Annotated in this window: 18 protein-coding genes and 1 pseudogene; 6 read left to right on the forward strand and 13 right to left on the reverse strand. The window is 67.9% G+C overall.

Going from position 1 to position 20,629, the window contains the following annotated elements:
* Window positions 1-65 precede the first annotated feature (65 nt).
* On the forward strand, window positions 66-1,391 hold the full coding sequence (locus ACWFRB_RS12285; protein WP_452641347.1) for a YhgE/Pip domain-containing protein: 1,326 nt from the start codon (window positions 66-68) through the stop codon (window positions 1,389-1,391).
* Here the strand turns inward: ACWFRB_RS12285 and ACWFRB_RS12290 are convergent.
* Window positions 1,379-1,933 (reverse strand): CGNR zinc finger domain-containing protein, encoded by a 555-nt coding sequence (locus ACWFRB_RS12290; RefSeq protein ID WP_452641301.1) that lies wholly within the window; start codon window positions 1,931-1,933, stop codon window positions 1,379-1,381. The two genes, ACWFRB_RS12285 and ACWFRB_RS12290, sit on opposite strands and share 13 nt — an antisense overlap.
* A 232-nt stretch (window positions 1,934-2,165) precedes the next feature.
* On the opposite strand from ACWFRB_RS12290, the pseudogene ACWFRB_RS12295 reads away from it, so the two are divergent.
* Both ACWFRB_RS12295 and ACWFRB_RS12300 read left to right on the forward strand, forming a co-directional pair.
* Window positions 2,166-2,753, forward strand: a pseudogene (locus ACWFRB_RS12295) (alpha/beta fold hydrolase); the annotation flags it as partial.
* Between the two features lie 112 nt (window positions 2,754-2,865).
* Window positions 2,866-3,465 carry an NAD(P)-dependent oxidoreductase gene (locus tag ACWFRB_RS12300; protein ID WP_452641303.1) on the forward strand — a complete coding sequence of 200 codons (600 nt, stop codon included), beginning with the start codon at window positions 2,866-2,868 and terminating at the stop codon, window positions 3,463-3,465.
* A 30-nt stretch (window positions 3,466-3,495) separates the two neighbouring features.
* Here ACWFRB_RS12300 and ACWFRB_RS12305 read toward each other — a convergent pair whose 3' ends face one another.
* Both ACWFRB_RS12305 and ACWFRB_RS12310 read right to left on the reverse strand, forming a co-directional pair.
* Window positions 3,496-5,253 (reverse strand): ABC transporter ATP-binding protein, encoded by a 1,758-nt coding sequence (locus ACWFRB_RS12305; protein WP_452641304.1) that lies wholly within the window; start codon window positions 5,251-5,253, stop codon window positions 3,496-3,498.
* A complete protein-coding gene (locus ACWFRB_RS12310; RefSeq protein WP_452641306.1) occupies window positions 5,250-7,007 on the reverse strand; it encodes an ABC transporter ATP-binding protein in 1,758 nt (585 codons plus the stop codon). The genes ACWFRB_RS12305 and ACWFRB_RS12310 overlap by 4 nt, the downstream gene beginning before the upstream one ends.
* Before the next feature lie 154 nt (window positions 7,008-7,161).
* Here ACWFRB_RS12310 and ACWFRB_RS12315 point away from each other — a divergent pair, with 154 nt between their 5' ends.
* The 3 genes from ACWFRB_RS12315 to ACWFRB_RS12325 all read left to right on the forward strand — a co-directional run bounded on the left by ACWFRB_RS12315 (window position 7,162) and on the right by ACWFRB_RS12325 (window position 10,275).
* Complete coding sequence (locus ACWFRB_RS12315) at window positions 7,162-7,335, forward strand: hypothetical protein (protein WP_169310548.1); 174 nt, start codon at window positions 7,162-7,164, stop codon at window positions 7,333-7,335.
* Between the two features lie 49 nt (window positions 7,336-7,384).
* Window positions 7,385-8,842, forward strand: coding sequence for an alpha,alpha-trehalose-phosphate synthase (UDP-forming) (locus tag ACWFRB_RS12320; RefSeq protein ID WP_452641307.1), 1,458 nt, complete (start codon window positions 7,385-7,387; stop codon window positions 8,840-8,842).
* Between the two features lie 293 nt (window positions 8,843-9,135).
* Window positions 9,136-10,275 (forward strand): hypothetical protein, encoded by a 1,140-nt coding sequence (locus tag ACWFRB_RS12325; RefSeq protein WP_452641308.1) that lies wholly within the window; start codon window positions 9,136-9,138, stop codon window positions 10,273-10,275.
* A 1-nt stretch (window position 10,276) separates the two neighbouring features.
* Here the strand turns inward: ACWFRB_RS12325 and ACWFRB_RS12330 are convergent, their stop codons facing one another.
* The 10 genes from ACWFRB_RS12330 to ACWFRB_RS12375 all read right to left on the reverse strand — a co-directional run bounded on the left by ACWFRB_RS12330 (window position 10,277) and on the right by ACWFRB_RS12375 (window position 20,629).
* Window positions 10,277-10,930, reverse strand: a complete 654-nt coding sequence (locus ACWFRB_RS12330) for a class I SAM-dependent methyltransferase (RefSeq protein ID WP_452641309.1) — start codon at window positions 10,928-10,930, stop codon at window positions 10,277-10,279.
* 281 nt (window positions 10,931-11,211) lie between these two features.
* Window positions 11,212-11,823: a h domain protein gene (locus ACWFRB_RS12335; protein ID WP_452641311.1), complete on the reverse strand. Its 612-nt coding sequence runs from the start codon at window positions 11,821-11,823 to the stop codon at window positions 11,212-11,214.
* A complete protein-coding gene (locus tag ACWFRB_RS12340) occupies window positions 11,820-12,614 on the reverse strand; it encodes a hypothetical protein (protein ID WP_452641312.1) in 795 nt (264 codons plus the stop codon). The genes ACWFRB_RS12335 and ACWFRB_RS12340 overlap by 4 nt, the downstream gene beginning before the upstream one ends.
* On the reverse strand, window positions 12,581-13,993 hold the full coding sequence (locus tag ACWFRB_RS12345) for an MCE family protein (protein ID WP_452641313.1): 1,413 nt from the start codon (window positions 13,991-13,993) through the stop codon (window positions 12,581-12,583). The genes ACWFRB_RS12340 and ACWFRB_RS12345 overlap by 34 nt, the downstream gene beginning before the upstream one ends.
* Entirely contained in the window at window positions 13,990-15,222 is a 1,233-nt protein-coding gene (locus tag ACWFRB_RS12350; RefSeq protein ID WP_452641315.1) for an MCE family protein, read from the reverse strand. The genes ACWFRB_RS12345 and ACWFRB_RS12350 overlap by 4 nt, the downstream gene beginning before the upstream one ends.
* Window positions 15,219-16,502, reverse strand: coding sequence for an MCE family protein (locus tag ACWFRB_RS12355; RefSeq protein WP_452641348.1), 1,284 nt, complete (start codon window positions 16,500-16,502; stop codon window positions 15,219-15,221). The genes ACWFRB_RS12350 and ACWFRB_RS12355 overlap by 4 nt, the downstream gene beginning before the upstream one ends.
* Window positions 16,503-16,510: 8 nt before the next feature.
* Window positions 16,511-17,566: an MCE family protein gene (locus ACWFRB_RS12360; RefSeq protein WP_452641316.1), complete on the reverse strand. Its 1,056-nt coding sequence runs from the start codon at window positions 17,564-17,566 to the stop codon at window positions 16,511-16,513.
* Window positions 17,563-18,588 (reverse strand): MCE family protein, encoded by a 1,026-nt coding sequence (locus ACWFRB_RS12365; RefSeq protein WP_452641317.1) that lies wholly within the window; start codon window positions 18,586-18,588, stop codon window positions 17,563-17,565. The genes ACWFRB_RS12360 and ACWFRB_RS12365 overlap by 4 nt, the downstream gene beginning before the upstream one ends.
* Window positions 18,588-19,772, reverse strand: coding sequence for an MCE family protein (locus ACWFRB_RS12370; protein WP_452641318.1), 1,185 nt, complete (start codon window positions 19,770-19,772; stop codon window positions 18,588-18,590). Before ACWFRB_RS12370 ends, ACWFRB_RS12365 begins: the two co-directional genes overlap by 1 nt.
* Before the next feature lie 5 nt (window positions 19,773-19,777).
* Complete coding sequence (locus ACWFRB_RS12375) at window positions 19,778-20,629, reverse strand: MlaE family ABC transporter permease (RefSeq protein WP_452641320.1); 852 nt, start codon at window positions 20,627-20,629, stop codon at window positions 19,778-19,780.

Here is a 20,629-nt window from a genome sequence, read left to right on the forward strand (position 1 = left end):
TCCGTCGTTGCTGCGACAATCGGCACACCAATATCCGCGGACGAGGAGTTGCCCCTGTGACATCGCTGAGGCGAGGTTCGACCGACCGTCCGACGCATGTCGTGCGCACGCCCCGATTCTGGTTGGCGCCGCTTGTCGTGGTGTCCCTGCTGATGTCCCTGCTGGCGGCGCTGTACCTGGGCGGGATCCTCGATGCGAAGGGCAACCTGCACGACTTCCCCCTCGCGATCGTCAACCAGGACGAGGGCGACACGGTGTCCACCCCCGAGGGCGACAAGCCGGAGAACTTCGGCAACCAGATCACCGAGGGGCTGGTGACGAAGGTCCCCGCGGACAAGGTCGACCTGCAGCAGATCGGGATCGCGCAGGCCCAGTCCCGGCTGGACACCGGCGAGATCTACGGCGCGATCGTCATCCCGAGCGATTTCACCAAGCGACTGCTGATCCTGGCCAAGGCGAGCGTCATCCCAGGGGACATCGAGAAGCCGATCATCACCGTCTACACCAATCCCCGCGCCGGGACGTTCGGCGTCGGACTGACCACGGGCATCGCCTGGCCCGCGCTCAACGCGGTCAACGACAAGGTCGGGGCGCAGCTGACCGAGCAGGTCAACGCCCAGCTCGCCGCGATTGCGGACGCACCGGCGCTCTCGGGCGCCGCGCGGCTGAGCCTGGCCGAACCCATCAAGGTGCTCACCACCGCGCACAACCCGCTACCCGACGGGACCGGCAACGGCCTGTCCGCGTTCTACTACGCGCTCCTGCTGGTGCTCGCCGGGTTCACCGGGGGCATGATCGTGAACGCGCTGACCGACGGGATGCTGGGTTTCGCGCCCACCGAGTTCGGTCCGCGGTACGTGCACAACCCGGCGGTCGAGATCTCACGGTTCCGGACACTGTTGGCCAAGTGGGCCGTGATGGTCGTGTTGGCCCCGCTCGTCTCGGGCCTGTACATCGCCATCGGCCACGCCCTCGGCATGCCGATCCCCAACCAGCTCGCGTTGTGGATGTACGGCACCTTCGCCATCGCCGCGGTCGGCATCACCGCACTGTCGGTGCTCGCGGCGTTCGGCACCGCCGGGCTGCTGGTCAACCTCATCCTGTTCGTCGTCCTCGGACTGCCGTCCTCGGGCGGCACCATCCCGATCGAGGCGACCCCACCGATCTACGGCTGGCTGGCGAACTTCGAGCCCATGCATCAGGTGTTCCTCGGCACCCGCGCCCTGCTCTACTTCACCAGCGGCGGCGCAGGCGACCTCACGCACGCCGTGATGATGACGCTGATCGGCCTGCTGATCGGGCTGACGCTCGGCGCCACGGTGACCCTGCTCTACGACAGGAAGGGCTTCCACCGCGGGGCGGCCCGCCCCGGGCACGCTCAGCCGTTGTGACGCTGGTGGTAGCGGGCGACCCGAACGCGGTTGCCGCACAGCGCAGGTGAGCACCAGCGCCGGCGTGGGTGTGCGGGCAGGAACAGCTGCGTGCAGTGCGGGCCCTCGCACCCTCGCACCTTGACGACGTCGGGGTCGGTCAGCAACTCCACGGCGGCCTCGGCCAGACCGGCGAGCAACCGGTCCCGTTCGTCGCCGTCTCGGCGCACCTCGGCGACGAGCCTCTCGCCGTCCCAGGCCGCGACCGTGTACCGCGGTGCCGCCCGGACGGCCCGATTCAGCGCCTCCACCGTTTCCGGCGAGGGCCGAGCTCCCTGCCGCGCCTGCTCAACCGCTTCGGCCACGTACTCACGTAGCTGACGGACCGCCGCCCGGTCGGCATCGGTGGGCGCCTCCGACAGCGGGGTGAGCCGGTCGGCCTGTGCATCCATCCAGGACCGAAAGGTCTCGCCTGTGTCCAGTGCGTCGATCTCGCCGCTCGGGGTGTGTGCGCGCGTGTTGACCAGATCCAGCGCCAGCGGCTCGCCTGTCAAGAACCTCATCCAAGTAATGCTACCTGAAGCGCTTGACACATTAATTGGGCTCTCGCTATAACTAATGCAACATCAACCGAAAGAGGCATGTGGCATGACGATCCAGATCCCCCGCATCAGCCACGGATACGTCGACGTCGAAGGCGTCCGGGTCTTCTACCGGGAGACCGGGCCCGAGGATGGCATTCCGCTCCTGCTGCTGCACGGCTTCCCGACGGCCTCGCACCAGTTCAGTCGACTCATGGACGCGCTCGGCTCGCGCTACCGGCTGATCGCGCCCGACTACCCCGGATTCGGCCACACCGAGACGCCCGACGACTTCGTCTATTCCTTCGACCGGTTGGCCGACGTGATCGAGGCCTTCGTCACCGCGAAGGGTCTGGACCGATTCGTCATGTACCTCTTCGACTTCGGTGGCCCGATCGGCCTTCGGCTGGCGACCCGGCATCCGGAGTGGATCACCGGCCTGATCGTGCAGAACGCCAACGCCTATGAAGAAGGACTGTCCGACCTGGCACTGGACACCATCGCCGCGCCCGCAGACGCGCTCGATGGCCTGTTCACCCTGCCCGTGACCCGCAGCCAGTACGAGGGCGGCACCACCAGGCCCGAGCTGATCGCCCCCGACGGATGGACCCTCGACCAGCATTTCCTCGACCTGCCCGGACGCAAGGACGCCCAGCGCGCGCTGGCCTTGGACTACAAGAGCAACGTCGCCCTCTACCCGCAGTGGCAGGCGTGGCTCCGGGAGCACCGGCCGCCCACGCTGATCCTGTGGGGTCGCGGCGACGCCTTCTTCACCGAGCCAGGGGCCCGCGCGTACCTGCGCGACCTACCGGACGCCGAGCTGCACGTCTTCGACACCGGCCACTTCGCCCTGGAGGAGAACCTCCCCGAGATCGCCCCCCCTCATCGGACATTTCCTCGAAAGGCAGACGCGCATGAAGGTGGCGATCATCGGCGCCACCGGCAATCTCGGCGGAGCAGTGGCACGAGAGGCCGCCGCGCGCGGACATCAGGTCACCCCGCTGGGCAGCAGCGATGTCGATGTCGCCGACCCGGCCTCGATCACGGCCGCCGTCGCAGGCCACGATGCCGTGATCGTGTCCGTGAAGGGGCCCGAGCAGTTGGTGCCGCGCGGCGCGCGGGCCCTCCTCGAGGCCCTCCCGGTGGCGGGCGTGCACCGCCTGGTCTTCCTGGGCGGTGGCGGCAGCCTCGAATCAGCGCCGGGGAAGCGCTTCGTCGACTCCCCCGACTTCCCCGCGCAGTACCTGGAGACCGCGCTGGATCAGACCGAGGCGCTGCGGATCTTCCGCGACTCGGACAGCCCGGTCGAGTGGTCCTACGCCAGCCCTCCCCCTGTCCACCTGGTCCCCGGCGACAAGACGGGGTCGTACCTGGCAGAGGCCCGCGACACCCCCATCACCGACGAGGCCGGGGACAGCCGCATCACCACCGGCGATTACGCCTCCGCGATCGTCGACACCCTCGAAACCCGGTCCTTCATCCGCGAACGGTTCACCGCCGCCGCGAAGGGCTGACCTCGGGCGGCGGCCGTGGGCGGCCCGGTCCTACCTGCCGGACCAGGCCGCCCACAGCTGCGCGTACCGTCCGCCCGCCGCGACCAGCTCGTCGGGGGTGCCCGCCTCGACGACCTCGCCGTGCTCGAGCACCAGCACCCGATCCGCGGTGGCCGCCTGCGTGAGCCGGTGGGCCACCACCAGCGTGGTGCGCCCCCTGGTCGCCGCCTCGGCCGCCACCTCGAGGTCCCGCGCACCTGCACTGCCCGCCTCTGCGGTGGCCTCGTCGAGCACCGCCACCGCGGGGTCGGCCAGCACCAGGCGGGCCAGGGCCAGCTGCTGCGCCTGGGCCGCGGTCAGGGTGTGTCCGCCCTCGCCGACCTCGGTGTCGAGCCCGTCCTCGAGGGCATCCGCCCAGCCGAGCGCGCCGACGGTGGCCAGCGCCGCCCGAGCCTGCTCCACGGTCGCGTCCGGCCGGGCCAGTCGCAGGTCCTCGATCAGCGGTCCGGCGAAGACGTGCACCTCCTGGCTCACGATCACCACCTGTTCACGAAGACTCTCGCCGAGCTCCGCCAGCGGGACCCCGCCGATGGACACCTCGCCCGCGGTGGGCGTGACCGAGCCCGACGCGATGGCCGCGACGGTCGTCTTCCCGGCACCGGTCGAGCCGACCAGCGCCACCCGCGTCCCCGGCTCGATGCGAAGGTCGATGCCGCGCACCACCTCCCGGGATCCGTCGTAGCTGTGCCGGACCCCGGTCAGGCGTAGTTCCGCCGACACGGGCACCGCCCCCGACGGGGACGCGTTCTCCGCCGGGATGTTCACCACACCGACCAGTCGCGCCAGGCTGGCGCCCGCCGACTGGATCTCGCCGAAGGTGTACATCAGCATGCCGATCGGGTTGAACAGGCGGTGGAACAGCAGCGCGGCCGCCGTGGTCTCGCCGACGGTCACCAGATCGCCCTTCACCAGCGCGAAGCCCACCACCAAGATCACCGAGAGCCCGACGAACTCGGCCCGGTTCCCGCGGCCCGCGAACCGGGTGAAGAGGGTGAACACCCCGGTCGCGATGTCCCTGGCCTTTCCCGACGCCCGGTCGATCTCCGCCAGATGCACGTCCTCGAGCCCGTAGGCGCGGACCGTGCGTGCGCCCTGCATGCTGCTGATCAGCGCCTGGGACCGCTCCCCCATGGCGACCCGCTCCGCGGCGAACATCGGGCCCGACCGAGGCAGGTACCAGCGCAGCGCGAGCGCATACATCGGCAGCGCCACGGCGCCTGCCAGCCCGAGCCGCCAGTCGATGCCGAGCATCGCGATCATGCTCAGCACCACCAGCAACACCGCGGAGACCAGGTTCGGCACCACGTCGGAGACGGCCTTGCCGATCACCGAGATGTCGTCGCCGACGCGGGACAGCAGGTCCCCTTTGCCCACCCGCTCGACCGTCGCGATCGGCAGGGTCAGTGCCCGCTCGACCGTCCGCTCCCGTAGCCGCGCGAGCATGCCCTCGCCGAGCCGACTGATCAGCACCGAGCCCCAGCCGGCGAACAGCCCGCCGAGCAGTGCGGCGACGGCGATGACCGCGACCACCCCGACGATGATCTCGGTCGGCGCCTTCGCCTGGACCCGGTCGACCAGGATCCCGAACACGTAGATCGGCACCAGGGACACGGCCGCACCGACCGTCCCGACGGCGAGCGTGAGCCCCGTCAGGCGACGGACGCGCGCGAACTCGGCTCGCAGCCAGACCCAGCTCTCCCCCGCGGTCGCGATCGGGAGCAGGGGCCGGTGCTCTGCGGTGACGCTCATCGCAGCACCACCTTTCGGTAGTTCTCGTCGGCCGTGGCGAGGTCGCTGTGGGTGCCCTCGCGGACCACGCGGCCCTCGTCGAGCACCAGTACCCGGTCCGCGACCGCCAGCAGCGCGGGGCTGCTGGTGATCAGCACGGTGGTGTGCACCCGTTCGGGGGCCTCGTGCCCGTTCACTCCATGCCTCAGCCGCGAAATGCCCTCCGCGATGGCCTGCTCGGTCACCGCGTCGACCGCGGTGGTCGGATCGTGCAGCACCAGCACGGGTGCCTGCGAGAGCAGCGCCCTTGCCAGCGCCACCCGCTGCCGCTGACCGCCGGACAGGCTCGCGCCGCGGTCGGTGACCGGCAGGTCCAGCCCGTCGGGGTGCGCATCGACGACGTCCACCGCGGCGGAGGCCGTCAGCGCCCGGCGCACCTCCGTGTGGTCGGCGTCCGGGCTGCCCGCCACCACGTTGGAACCGACGGTCCCCGCGAAGAGGTCAGAGTTGTGCGGCTCCACGAGGACGGCGCCGCGCGCCTGCGCCAGATCGATGTCGGCCAGGCGCACCCCGCCGACGGTCACGGTGCCGCCGTGGTCGTCCGGCGCGACGTGCCCGGACAGCAGGTGCGCCAGCGCCTCCGCATCCTGCGGGCGATGCGCCAGCACCCCCACCAGCTCGCCGGGGTGCGCATGGAGGTCGAGGCCGCGCAGCGACCGGTAGCTGACATCGGCCAGCTCCAGGGTGACGCGGGGCGGCAACGTCTGCGACCCGGCAGGGACCATCGGGTCCGCATCGAGCACCAGCGCGAGCCGATCGGCGGAGGCCCTGGCGGTGGCGAGGAAGCCCGGCATCCGCGCGAGGGTGCCGAGCGGTTCGATGATGAACTGGGACAGCCCGACCACGGTGATCAGCTCGCCGATCGAGATCCGGCCCTGCAGCGCGAACCAGCCGGCCACGCCCGCGACGCCAACGGCCAGCAGCGCGCTGACCGTCACCGAGGTGCCGACAAAGATCCCGGTGGCCTTGGCCGCGTGCAGCGTCGAACGCAGCGCATCGGCGCTGGCACCGCGGTAGCGCGCCGCCGCCGCTCGCTCCGCGCCGAGCCCGCGCAGCGGACGCAGCCCGCTCACCAGGTCGGTGGCCGACCCCGACGCGCGGGCGGTCGCCGCCTGCGCCGCGGTGGCGCGACGGGTGATCAGCGGCGCCGCGAGCTGCATCAGGCCGAGGATCACCGGCGTGCCGATCAGGACCGCGAGGCCCAGCGGGACGTCGATCACGAGCAGGGTCACCGCGGAGGCAACCGCGGCGACGAGCGCCGCGACGATGCGCGGGATCACGTCGAGGATCCAGGCCTCCCGATCCGCGTCGGAAGTCGAGACGGTGAGCAGCTCACCCGAGCGCAGGTCCGTCCGCACACCCCTGGGGTGCAGGATCCGGCCGGCCACTTCCACCCGGAGCAGGTGTGCCTCGTTCTGCATCGCGAACACGATGAATCGGGCGCCCATCCGCCAGGCCACCGTCAGCACCAGGAACAGCGCCGCCAGCCCCAGCATGGAGACGACGAGCGCTCCGGTGTCCCCGGTCGAGATCGCGCGGCCGACGATGATGCCGATGGCGACGGGCACCATCGTCTCGGCGATCTGGTGCACGGCCAGCAGCGCCGTGCCGATCGCGAGCCGTCCCCGGTTCCTGGCGACGGTCCGCCGGAGAATCCCGGCACCGCCGCCGCGCCCATTGGCGGCACCGCCGCCGCGCGCAGGTGTGCGCCCCATCAAGCCTCCCGATGATGTGCGGCGATCCGACGCCGCTGAAGTTAGTACACCCTAACTGACGTGGAAGTAGCGCCGGACCGCCCGGTTCTCATAGAGTCGCGGACAAGTACGACCTGCCGCAGCACGCGTACTCCGCCCGAGAGGAACAAGCGACATGGCCGCCAAGACGACCACTGAGAACGACATCGCCGACGAGGAGCTCGAGCCGGTAGCGGACGAGACCGCCCGCCAGGCACAGCGAGTTGTCGCGGCATATGCGACGGATGCCGACGAATGCCGGATGTTGCTGTCTATGCTCGGAATCGGCCCCTCGGCCAAGATCGACTAGTCAGCCGGCGCCGGCCGCGGTCGCGGCGGCATCCGAACAAAGGAAGATTGTGGGCTCCGCCTCGGAATTTGTTGTCGTTGCCAACCGGTTGCCCGTCGATCTCGAGACCCTGCCCGACGGCAGCACCAGGTGGAAGCGCAGTCCGGGTGGCCTCGTCACCGCGCTCGAACCGATCCTGCGTGGCAAGAAGGGCGCCTGGGTCGGCTGGCCGGGCGTGCCCGACACCGATCTGGGTCCCATCGTCGAGGACGGCATCGAGCTGTACCCCGTGCGCCTGAGCGCACAGGAGGTCGCCGACTACTACGAGGGCTTCTCCAACGCCACCCTGTGGCCGCTGTACCACGACGTGATCGTCAAGCCGGTCTACGACCGCTCCTGGTGGAACGCGTACGTCGAGGTCAACCGCCGGTTCGCCGAGGCCACCTCGGCGGCCGCAGCGCACGGCGCGACGGTGTGGATCCAGGACTACCAGCTCCAGCTGGTCCCGAAGATGCTGCGGATGCTGCGCCCGGACCTGACCATCGGGTTCTTCCTGCACATCCCGTTCCCGCCGGTCGAGCTGTTCATGCAGATGCCTTGGCGGCGCGAGATCGTCGAGGGCCTGCTCGGCGCCGACCTGATCGGCTTCCACCTGCCCGGCGGCGCGCAGAACTTCCTGTACCTGGCGAGGCGGCTGGCCGGCCAGCCGACGTCGCGGGGCAATGTCGGGGTCCGGTCCAAGCTCGGCGTCGTCCAGGTCGGCTTCCGCAACGTGCGGGTCGGTGCGTTCCCGATCTCCATCGACTCGGGCCAGCTCGACGAGCTCTCCCGCAAGAAATCGATCCGGGACCGCGCCAAGCAGATCCGCAAGGAGCTCGGCAACCCGGACAAGGTCATGCTCGGCGTGGACCGGCTGGACTACACCAAGGGAATCGACGTCCGCCTCAACGCCATTCGCGAGCTGCTCGAGGAGGGCCGGATGGACCCGGCCCAGAACATCATGGTCCAGCTGGCCACCCCAAGCCGGGAGCGGGTCGAGAGCTACATCCAGATGCGCGGCGACATCGAGAAGCAGGTCGGCCGGATCAACGGCGAGTTCGGCCAGGTCGGCAGGCCGGTCGTGCACTACCTGCACCGACCGATCCCGCGTGAGGAGCTGATCGCCTTCTTCGTGGCCGCCGACGTCATGTTGGTGACCCCGCTCCGGGACGGCATGAATCTCGTCGCCAAGGAGTACGTGGCCTGCCGCAGCGACCTCGGCGGCGCCCTGCTGCTGAGCGAGTTCACCGGCGCCGCAGCCGAACTGCGACAGGCGTATCAGGCCAACCCGCACGACCTCGACGGCGTCAAGGACGAGATGGTCGCGGCGCTCACCCAGGACCGCGAGGCCGGCAGGCGCCGGATGCGCGCGATGCGCCGTCAGGTGCTCGCGCACGACGTGGACCGCTGGGCCAAGTCGTTCCTGAACGCGCTGGCGCGGGATTCGGTGGCGGGCGGCGCGCTACTCGGCGACGAACTCAAGGCGTAGCGCCACACTCATTTGTAAGAATGCGGACTGGAGGGGCTGTGCCGATGGGTGGACGAACATTGCCCGCGGGGGTAGGCAACGTATTCACGAAGCTGCGGCCAGGACGGACGAACTCGGAACAGCCCTCCTTTGACGAGTTGCAACGACTCCGCCTCGCCGAGGCCGTCGCCTTCGCGCGAGCGAATTCCCCCTACTTCCGAAAGCTGTACGACGGCTTGCCGGAAGATGTCTCGGATGTCGAGGTCCTCCCGATCACCGACAAGCCCACGCTGATGGAACATTTCGACGAGTGGGTGACCGACCCCGCGATCACGCGCGCCGAGACAGACGAGTTCATCGCCGACTCCGCTCGGGTCGGAGAGGGCTTCCTCGGGAAGTATCTCGTCGCAACAACATCCGGTTCGTCGGGCCGTCCAGGGGTCTTCCTGATGAGCCGAGACGAAATGCGCACGGCCGCCGCCGTGGCCGGCGGGGAGATGAATCGTCAGCTCATCCGCCGCCTCGTGCGATCGACCGCCATCGTGCGTCTGCTGCGCGGAAGGAGGCGAATCGCGAGCGTCATCCCTACGGGTGGGCATTTCGCGATGTACTCGGTCTGGAAGTCCGGTTCCGACGGCACCGAGACGAAACGGCGGGCCATCCATGCCGGAGACCCGCTGCCGGACATAGTCGACGCGCTCAACGAGTTCCGGCCCGCTGGACTCGTCGGATGCGCCGGAACCGTCTACATGCTGGCGAACGAGAAGGAAGCCGGGCGCCTGAAGATCGACCCGGGGTTCATCCAGCTACTCGGGGAAGGCCTGCCGGAGGATCAGTTCACGAAGGTGGAATCGGCCTTCGGCGCCGTGACCGTCGATACGTATGCGTGCACCGAGGCGCCCGGGCTCAGCCACAGTTGTACCGAGGGCTGGCACCACGTTCACACGGATTCGGTGATCTTCGAACCGGTCGATTCGCTTCACCGCCGCACGCCTCCCGGTGAGCGTTCCCACGCCGTGCTGCTGACGGTCCTGTACCGGCGCACGCAACCCATTCTCCGGTACGAACTCGCCGACTCGGTCCTCCAGCGGCCGGACCCGTGCCCCTGCGGCAGTCGCTACCCCGCGTTCCGTGTCCAGGGCCGAACTTGGGACATTCTCGAAACGGCGGACGGCCGACCGGTAGCGCTCGCGCAGTTCATCCTGCTGGCCCTGCGCAGGCGGGTCGGCGGAGTACGGCTGATTCAGCTCGAGCAGGTCTCACCGAGCCACATGCAGATCCGCATGGAGGCACAGGAGGGCACCGATCCGGAGGAATTGTGGACTGCAGTGCTGCGCGAACTCCCCGACCTGTTCGCCGAAAATGGCTTGGGCCACTTCACATTCAGCAGATCTGACGAGTGCCCGGAATTCAGCCCCAGTGGCAAGTTCCGCTATTTCCAGAAGTCACTCTGATTCAAGCACCGCGGCAGGTGTAGATCCGGTAGTACTGATGCCACAGCTTGCCTCGGGGCGGGTGTACTCCGAAGTCCAAGGACGCACCCGTGAGCGTTTCCTCCCACCGCGGCACATCTAGCAGATAGTTCAGTCCGCGAAAGGCCGATCTCCGGAGGACCCCCAGCTCCGTGTCGGTGATGCCGAGCGTCGCCACTGCGGCATCGATCTCGTCGAATACCCTGGCATTGTCCAGAATCGAGCTCGCTCTGTCGTAGGCCTCCTCGAAGAACCCGAACAATCTGGCACCGAGACTGAACTCGGCATCGTCGATCTCGTTGTCGCGAAACCGGGCGAGCAGCGTTTCGAATTCCCAGTCCGCCGCCCGAAAGTCCGGCGGAACAACCGCCATTCGGGTGACGAATACACCGCCAGGGCGGAGTGCTCGGCGAATGAGGTCTACCAGCTTGAAGCAATCGTCACCGCTCGGGACATTCCCGAAGATTCCATCGCCGAAAACCGCGGAGAAAGTCGAAGGATGCTGGGCGAGGAAGGATCCCCAGTCGTCCAACACGATCTGCTCGTCAATGCCCGGGCCAACCCAGTCGCGGTAGATGTCGATGGCAGGAGCGGAAGCATCCACGGACGTGAGCCGACCGAACTCCTGCCCGGCCATACATCGCAACTCTGGTGTCATTCCGAGTACAAGGGCACGCCCCTCGCCCCCGAGCCCACTGACGGCCTGCCGATAGATGTCGATCTCCTCGACGTCGGGTGAGGCAGCCGGGAACCTGCGCCGCTGGTCGCTATTGTCGATTCGCGCGCGAAATGTCGCTTCCTCCCACATGGAATCCCCCGTTGAGTCCACACGCATGTCAGATCGTCACTTCACCGCGGATCCGAAACAGCTGCACGATGACCGCCGCTACGCCGGGTTGGTTCGAGTCGCTTCGCCGCCTAGACCGGGGTGAGCCGGCCGGTGAGCCAGCGGTCGCCGTCCTTGTGCATCTCCATCCGCACCCGGCTACCGGTGGTCGCCGCATCGGGGGCGTCGGCGCTGGTGGTGATCTGGTTCAGGAACAGCAGCACGACGGCATCGTCGGGATCGGCCGAGACAACGGAGCCGCCCTGCACCGTGACCTGCACGGAGAGCTTCTTCTCCTTCGCGCCCGGCGCGATCACCTCGGCCACGAGCGTGTTGTAGTCCTCCTTGAACGGCCCGGTCAGGCCGTCCGCGGCCTTGGCGAGGTCGGCGTCCACGGTGTTGTAGTTGTAGGACAGCATGGCCACGGCCTGCTCACCCGCCGCCGCCACCGCGTCGGTCCGCGCCTGCTCGGTCTTGTTGTCCTGGAGGTGCTGATAGAACAGCACCCCGACGCCCGCGGCGAGGGCGATGACCAGTGCCGCGGCGACCGCCGCGAGCACGGTGCGCCGCATGCCGCGGGGAGTGTCCGTGGTGGTGTCCGAACCGGCCGACGCATCCGTGACCGCCTCGGTCGACTCGACCTCGACTACCTGCTCGCTCGCCTCGTCCTGGGTGACCTGCTCGGTCGACTTGTCCTCGCTCATGGCACAAACTCCACCTTCGACGCCGTCATGGTCCCGCCGTCGTCCGTCACCGTCACGCGCATCCGGAAGTCGCGCGGTCCGGACTGGGACTGATCGGGCGTGGTCACGTTGGCCCGCGCGGCGACCAGCACCTGCGCCTTGTTGCCGTCCTCGCGCTCGAGTCCGGCCTCGATGATCTGGCCCTCGGTGGTGACCGAGGCCTCCTTCACGACGCTGACGAAGGGATCCTGGCGGCCGTCGAACTCGGCCTTGAAGTCGCCGCTCGCGCCCGCGAGGATGCGCTCGACGTCCTCCTTGGCGGTCTCCGGACGGATCGTGGTCAGGTTCAGCACCGTCTGCCGCGCGGTCTGCACGTAGGCGTTCCGCTTGGCGTCCCGATCGCTGGCCGCATTCTTGTCGAACAGCAGCACGATCCCAGCCGCGATCAGCGCCAGCACCAACACACCAGCCACGACCATCGGGACGGTCGGCCGGCGACGGGGTGCCTTCGCAGCCGGCTCGGCGTCCACCGACTCTGCATCCACTGCCGGCTCGGCGTCCGGTGCCGGCTCCGCGCTCACCGACTCGGCGTCAGTTGCCGCCTTGGGTTCGGCTGCCTTGGGCGTGACACCCTCGGCATCGGCCTTGGGTGCGCTCTGCTCGGGGGCGGCCTCGGCCGTCACCGTCGTCGTTGCGCCCGTAACCTCGGCCCGGTCTTCCACCGGGGGTCCCGCGCTACGGCTCGCGCGCCTGCGGGGAGCCGGCTTGTTCGCGTTGGTCAGCTCTGCTGACCGGTCATCATCGTCTGCCATGTCGACTCCTTTCCGGACGAGCCCCCCGACGCCAATGCCGGTTGGGTATACAGCCGGCCATCAGGACCGGTGTACTTGCCCGTCTTCGGGTCGTAGGGCCGCGCCGTCACAGGCGCTTCCACCGACTCGCCATAGGAGCTGGGAACTGTCGTGTACGAGGGTACATTCGCCGGCATGATCGGCCCGTTGGGCGGGTTGTTGCCCAGCGGGACGTAGCCCGTGCGGCACGCCTCCGGGGTCGGCGCCCGCCTGCCGGGGAATTCCATGCATGGGCTGTTCCTTGCTCCGCGCACGGTGCTGGGATCGTTCGGCGCCACCTTGCAGAACAGGTCGGGCGGAGTGTCCGGCGTGGACACCTCGTTACCCGATCGCCACTGGTCGGGCGGGAGGAAGCCTGTGGTGCACGGCGGCGGGTCGTTGACCTCCAGCATGAAGTTCACGATCGCGCCCTCTTCCATGGGCCCTTGGAACGCGGCGGTCGCCAGCCCCGCGGTGATCGGCGGGTACAGCACCAGGATCTGCTCGAGGCTCTTGTTGTAGATCACGCCGACCTCGCCGACGCTCACCAGGTTCGCCAGCAGCAGCGGGAGCGTCGGCTTCAGATCCTGGAACAACGCATTGGCCTCCGCGGCGGTGCCGGGGCCTTTCTCGATCACGGCCCGCAGGTCCGGGTCGCTGGCGCGCAACTGATCGGAGAACGTCGCCAGGTTCTTGGTCCAGGACCGGATCGCGTCGCTGCTGACCACCTGGGTGTCCAGCAGGGGGCCGATCTGATCGATCAGCTGCACGGTCGCGTCGGAGTTCGCGTTGGCCTCCTGGACGAACAGCCGCGCCGAATCGATGAGCTGCTGCAGCTCGGGGCCGGTGCCGTTGAAGGCCTTGAAGGCCTCGTCGACCACCAGCTTCAGCTGGGTGTTCGAGACACTCTTGACCAGGGTATTGGCCTGGTCGAGCAGCGCACCGACCTCCTGCGGCACCGAGGTCCGGTCCTCGGGGATGACGTCCCCGTCCGACAGGTACGGCTCGGAATCCTCGCGTGGGATCAGGTCCACGTACTGCTCGCCGACCGCGGAGACGCTCTTGACCTCCGCGTCCACGTCGGCGGGGATCTTGTACTTGCTGCCGATGGACAGCTTCGCGTCCACACCGGACTCGGTGAGCACCACCTCGTCGACGGTGCCCACATTGGTCCCGCGGTAGGCCACGTTGGCATGCGGGTACAGGCCACCGGTGGACTCCAGCTGGACGGTGACGTCGTATCGACCGATCCCGAACAGCGCCGGGAGTTGGACGTACTGCGTCGCCATCACGGACAACCCGATCACCGTGAGGATCGAGAAGATGACCAGCTGAACACGGACGAACTTCGACAGCATCATGGCTTGGGTGCTCCTAGCTGCGGGAGTCCGGGGATCTGCGGGAGCTGGATCTGGGGCAGGCCGGGGATCGACGGGGCGGGCGCAGGGGCAGCGGCCGGCTTGGCCGGCGGCTTCGGGCTGGGGCTCTGCAGCGGGTTCGTCGACTGCCCGGCCACGCCTGCGGCCTTGCCGAGCGCGCCCTCGATACCGCCGAGCGTGCCGCCGAGTCCGGTACCGGTCAGGAAGTTCGTGTCCAACCGCCTGCCGGTCAGGTCGATCAACATCATCAGGTTCGCGTAGTCCCCCCGGAACACCTGGTCCAGGTTCTTGAGCGCGAACGGGTAGCTGAGCAGGAGGGAGAGCACCTCCGTGAGCGAGTTCCCGGTGTTGGCAAGCGTATTGAGCACCGGTACCAGCGAGTGCAGGTTGGCCTTGAGGTCGTCGCCGCTCTCGTTGATCACCCGGGTCGCGGTGGTGCTGAGGTTGCCCAGTGCGATCAGGGCATCGGTCAGGTTCTGCCGCTGGCCGACGAGGACCTCGAGCGCGGGCGGGATACCGTCCAGCGCCGCGGTCAGCGTCGCGGACTGCTGATTCACGTTGGTGGACAGCCGGTCCAGGCCCTCCATCGCCGTGATGATATCGCCGCGCTGACGGTCCAGGCTGCCCACCAGCTGGTCGAGCTGCGGCAGCAGGTCGCGGATCGAGTCCTCGCGGCCGACGAGGCCCGCATTGAGTTCCCTGGTGATGTCGTTGATCTGGGCGAGTCCGCCGCCGTTGAGCACGACGGACAGCGAGGACAGCGTCTGCTCGGTGGTCGGGTAGGCGCCCGCGCGTGCCTCCGGGATGACGTCCCCGTCGGAAAGCGTTCCCTCAGGTGCGATCCCGACCGGCGGTGCCAGCTCCAGGTGCTGCGAGCCGAGCAGGCTGGTCTGGCCGATCTTGGCGGTCGCGTTCGCGGGCAGCACGACGTCCTCGTTCAGCGAGACCGTGACGACCGCGTGCCAGTTCTGCACCTCGATGGAATCGACCGTGCCGACCGTGACGTCGTTCACCCGCACCGGCGAGTTCTCCGACAGGGTGGTCACGTTCGGCATCTCGATCTTCACCGAGTACGCGCCGTCCCCGCTGCCCTCGGTGCCGGGCATGGGTACCGAGTTCAGGCCGGTCCATTCGCACCCGGTGAGGGCGATCGTCAGACCGAACGCGATCGATCCGATCGCGACCCGGCGGTGGGTGCTGGTGCGTGTCATCGGCCACCTCCCGGCTTGAGCAAGGACTCGAGATCCTTGGGCACGTTGATGGTCGGCAGGCCGGCGAGCGGCCCGGCGATGGGCTTGATCGTCGATTTGGCGGCCCGCGCCGGGATCTGGTTCTCCAGGCTCGGGGGGCTGAAGGTCAACTGATCCGGCATGGCCTGGACGCCCGTGGCCGGGTTCGTCAGGATCCCCGGGTAGTTCATCTTCACCGAGTTCAGCACCGGCCCCAGGAACTGCGCGCAGAGGTCGGCGCTCTTGCCGGAGTCGTTCGTGTCGAGGCCGTCGATCATGCCGCAGATCATGTTGATGGGATTGTTCGCGTTGCTCGCCGCGATCACGCCGGTCAGCGAGCCCGCCGCGGGCTGATAGATATTGTTGAAATTCGCGAGCGCGTTCGGCGCGATGTGCAGCACCCGCTCGATCTCGGGCCGCTTCTGCGCCAGCACCTGGGTGGCATCGGCGAGCCGTTCCACCGATTCGGTGAGACCGGCCCGGTTCTCGCTGACGAACCGCTGCACGTCGCCCATAGCCACGTTGAGGTCGCTCAGCGCCACCCCGAGTTCGTCGGTGTTGTCGGCCAGCACCGAGGACACCGACGCGAGATGGCCGCTGAACTGCACGATCTGCTGGTTGCTCGCGGACAGTGCGGACACGAAGGCCTGCAGATTCCGGATCGTGGAGAACAGGTCGGTGCGGCCCTGCGAGAGGGTGTGCATGGTGTCCGAGAGCTCACGCAGCGTCTTGTTGATGCTGTCGCCGTTGCCCTCGAGGTTCTCGGCGGCGGTGTCGATGAACCTGCCGAGGGAGCCCTGGTCGGCGCCGCCCTCCGGCCCGAGCGCGGTGGAGAGCTTGGCGAGCTCTGCCTTGATCTCGTCCCACTCGACCGGAACGGCGGTGCGCTCCACCGGGATCTCGGCGTCGTCGCCCATCGTCTCGCCGCCGGTGTACACCGGCGTCAGCTGGATGAAACGGGCCGCCACCAGGCTGGGCGCCACGATGATCGCCTTGGCGTCCGCGGGGATGTCCACGCCCGAATCGACGTCCATCTCCACGCGCGCGTTCTCACCCTCGGGGTCGATGCTGGCGATCTTGCCCACCGTCACGCCGAGCACCCGCACGTCGTCGCCCGCGTAGATGCCGGTGGTCGTCGGGAAGTACGCGGTGATCCGGTTCTTCCCGAGCCCCGGGAACAGGAACAATGTGCCCGCCACCAGCGCGGCGATCACCACAGCGGCAGAAACACCGCGCAGGATCCATTTCTGGCGGTCGGTCATCGGGGCGCTCACCGGTTCGGGTCCACGGGAGTGACGGTCAGCGGCGGGAACTGCTGCAGATCCTTGGGCACGTGCTCGGGCCACACCAGCGAGTCCGTGAAGGTCTGGGTCATCGCGCCGACTTGGAAGTTCGCCACGTACGCCATGAAGAACGGGCCGCTGCCGACGGATTCGCCGAGCGCGGTCGCGTAGGGGCCGAGCCCGTCGAGGGCCTTCCCGATGTTGTCCTTGTTCTCCTGCAACACCGCAACCACCGAGTTCAGCTTCTCCAGAGTCGGTTTGATCTGTTCCTGGTTGTCCTGCACCACACCGGACAGCTGCCGGGACACCGCGGAGATGTTCACGATCAGCTCACTGATCGCGTTCCGTCGCCGGTCGAGCTCGCCGAGCAACTGGTTGCCGTCCACCAGCAGAGCGTTGATCTGGTCACTCCTGGTCGCCAGGATCCCCGTCACGCCTTCAGCCCGATGGAGCAGCTCGCGCAGGCTCTCGTCGCGGGAGTTGATGCTCGCCGAGAGCCGGGTGACCCCGTCCAAGGCGGTCCGCAGCTCGGGCGGGGTGTCCTGGAGCGTGTCGGACATCGCGTTCAGCGAGTTGTTGAGCTGGTCGGTGTCGAGGTCGGAGACCGTGTTCGACAGGTCGCCGAGCGCATCGTTGAGCGAGTACGGGGAGTTGGTGCGCTCCAACGGAATCGTCTCGGACTTGCGCAGCGTCCCGCCGCCCGCGGGGGTCACCTTGAGCGACTTGCGACCGAGGATGGTGTTGGTTTTGACCGCGGCGCTCGTCTCGTCGCCGAGCGCGATCCCGTCCTGCACGGTGAAGGTGACCAGCACCTGCGGGCCGTCCAGGTCGACCTTGTCGACGGTGCCGACGTTGACGCCCGAGACGGTGACCTCGTCCCCGGTCATCAGTCCGCCCGCATCGGCGAAGTGCGCGGTGTACTGGCCGCCACCGGAGATGAACGGCAGCTGGTCATACTGCATTCCGGCAATCACGAGGGAGCCGGCGACTACGAGGCCGATGATCCCGATCTGAACGGGGTCTCTTTCGCGTGGCTTCGTCACTTGAACGCGCACCTCCCTGTCGTCTGCGTCGGGGTCGTGGGGAGATCCACGATCAGGTCCTTGCCATCCGGGCCGTCGAACTTGAACTTCACGCTGCAGGTGTAGAACTGGAAGAACCCGCCGTACGCACCCACCCTGATCAGCTTCTTGTATGCCTCGGGCAACGCCCCGAGCACCCAGTTGATGTCATCCTGACCCAGATCGAGCTGGGTCGCGACGCGACCGGTCTCGGTGATGGTGGACTGCAGGTCCGGCCGCGCACCCTGCAACAGTTCGGCGAGATCTCCCGTGGCGGTAGCGATCTGCGGGATCGCGTTACCGATGGGATCACTGTCCTTCGCGAGCCCGCTCACCAGCTGCTGGAGCTGATCGATCGTGGTGGAGAACTGTTCGCCCTTGTTGTTGATCGTGCCGAGCGTGGTGTTCAGGTTGGTGATCACCTCGCCGATCAGCTCGTCCCGGTCGGCCAGGGTCTTGGTGAACGAGCTGGTGCTGCCGAGGAGCGAGACCAGCGTGCCGCCCTGGCCCTGGAAGACCTGCAACAGCGCACCGGAGAGGTCGTTGACCTGCTCGGCGTCCAGGCCCTTGAGCAGCGGCTTGAACCCGCCGAGCAGCAGATCGAGATCGAGCGCGGGCGAGGTCTGATCCTCCGGGATGGTCCCGCCGTCGTCGAGCTGCTCCATCGACCCGGCGCCCTCGAGAAGCTCGAGGTACCGGTCACCGACGAGGTTCTCGTAGCGCACGGTGGCCCTGGTGCTCTTGAAGAGCTCGTACTGGCTGTCGACATTGAAGTCGACCTCGGCGAGGTTGTCGCTGTCGATGCTCACGCCCTTCACCGAGCCGACCGGCACGCCTGCGATGCGCACCTTGTCGCCCGGCTTCACGCCGGACGAATCGCTGAACTGCGCGGTGAAGGAGTTCGAGCTGCTGAAGCGATACTGACTGAACACGATCGCCAGGCCGGCGAAGATCAGCGCCATCACCGTGGTGAAGACGAGCAATTTGACGGTGGTAGGCCGCATCAGTTCCCCCCCTCCGGGTAAACGCCGGCGTACAGCAGCTGGAAGACCTTGGGCATGTTCGTGCCCACCTTCGTCGACGGCACATACGGCACCGTCCCGGTGTCCGTGACGAGGAAGTTCGCGTTTCCATCGCGGCGCACGTCGAAGTCAGGCAGGCCCATGCAGTTCGGTCCACCGGTGGCGTTCACCTTCGGGAGGTCCTTGGGGTTGGTGTACGGCTCGGCGCCGTACTGGAAGCTCGCGCTCAGCGCGAAGCCCGGCTGCATGCCGCCCTCGAGTGCCTCGGCGGCCGGACGGAGCTTGTTCAGCCCGGTGATCAGGCACCCGATCACGGGCGAGTACTCGGACAGCAGCTCGGTCGTCGGCTTGAGATCCGCCAGCGCCTTCGTCAGGTTGGCCTCGTTCTCGGTGAGCACCCCGTTCGCGTTGTTCGCCAGCCCGGTCACGTTCATCAGCAGCAGGTCGAGGTTCGCCTGCTCGTCGACGATGGTGCCGCTGGTCGCGGTCGCGTTGTCCAGCAACCGCATCAGGTCCGGCGTGACGTCCGCGTACACATTGGTGACCGTCGAGGCGGCCCGGAGGTCGCGCTGCAACTGCGGCAGTGCGGGATTCACCTTCTTCAGGTACTGGTCGGTCTCCTCCAGCAGCTGGCCGAGCTGGTCACCGCGGCCGTTGAGCGCCTCGGAGATCGCGCCGAGCGTGGCGTTGAGCTTCTCCGGCTCGATCTGCTGCAGCAGCGTCGAGAGGTTCTCGAACAGCGTGTTGAACTCGACGGTCACCGAGTCGGCCTCGATGGTGGTGCCGGCCGACAGCGAGCTCGACGACGGGTTCTCCGGCACAACGAAGTTGACGTACTTGGCGCCGAACACTGTGGTGGACTTGATCTCGACCTGTGCGTTCGACGGGATCAGGTGCATGGACGCCGGATCCATCGCCAGCTCCAGCTTGGCCTGGTCGCCCTCCTGCCCGATTGAGGCGACACGACCGACCTGGACGCCGCGCATCTTCACCTTGGCGTCGGGGTCCATCACCAGACCGGCGCGGTCGGCGGTCACCGTCACCGGCTCGCTGTCGGTGAATCCGCCGGAGAACATGGTCAGCGAGACGGCCGCGACCGCGACGAGGCTGCCCACGAGCGTCAGCGCCGCGACCTTCTTCTTCCATTTGGGTTCAGGTTCAGACATGCGCGCTATCCCGAGAGGTTGAAGTTGCCGGACCCGCCGTAGATGGCGAGCGAGATGAGGAGGGTCACGGTGACGACCGCGATCAGCGACGTACGCACCGCATTACCGACCGCAACGCCCACGCCGACCGGACCGCCGCTGGCGTTGTACCCGTAGTAGGTGTGGATGAGCATGACGGCCAGCGCCATCACGATCGCCTGAGCGAAGGACCAGAGGATGTCCGTCGGTATCAGGAACGTCGAGAAGTAGTGGTCATAGACACCAGGCGACTGCCCGTAGATCACAACCGTCGCGAATCGACTGGCGATGAACGAGGCGGTCACGGCCAGCGCGTAGAGCGGCACGATCGCGATCATCCCCGCCATCACGCGGGTGCTGACCAGGTACGGAATCGACGGGATCGCCATCACCTCGAGCGCGTCGATCTCCTCGGTGACCCGCATCGCGCCCAGCTGTGCGGTGGAGCCTGCGCCGATGGTGGCCGCGAGCCCGATGCCCGCGATGACCGGCGCGACGATGCGCACGTTGATGAAGGCGGCGAAGAATCCGGTCAGGGCCTCGACACCGATGTTGCCGAGCGAACTGAAGCCCTGCACGGCGATGGTGCCGCCCGCGAAGAGGGTCAGGAAGCCGACGATCACGACGGTGCCACCGATCACGGCGAGCGCGCCGGTGCCCATGCTGATCTCGGCGATCAGCCGGATCGTCTCTTTCCGGTAGTGGATGAGCGCGCGCGGAGCCGAGGCGACCGCCCGCCAGTAGAACAGTGCCTGCTCACCGATGCTGTCGATCGAACCGGAGAACTTGCCGATCCGCTTCCTGGTCCCACGGAAACGCCCTGTCAGTGCGAATGCCAT

This window comes from Rhodococcus sp. NPDC055112 (assembly GCF_053607505.1).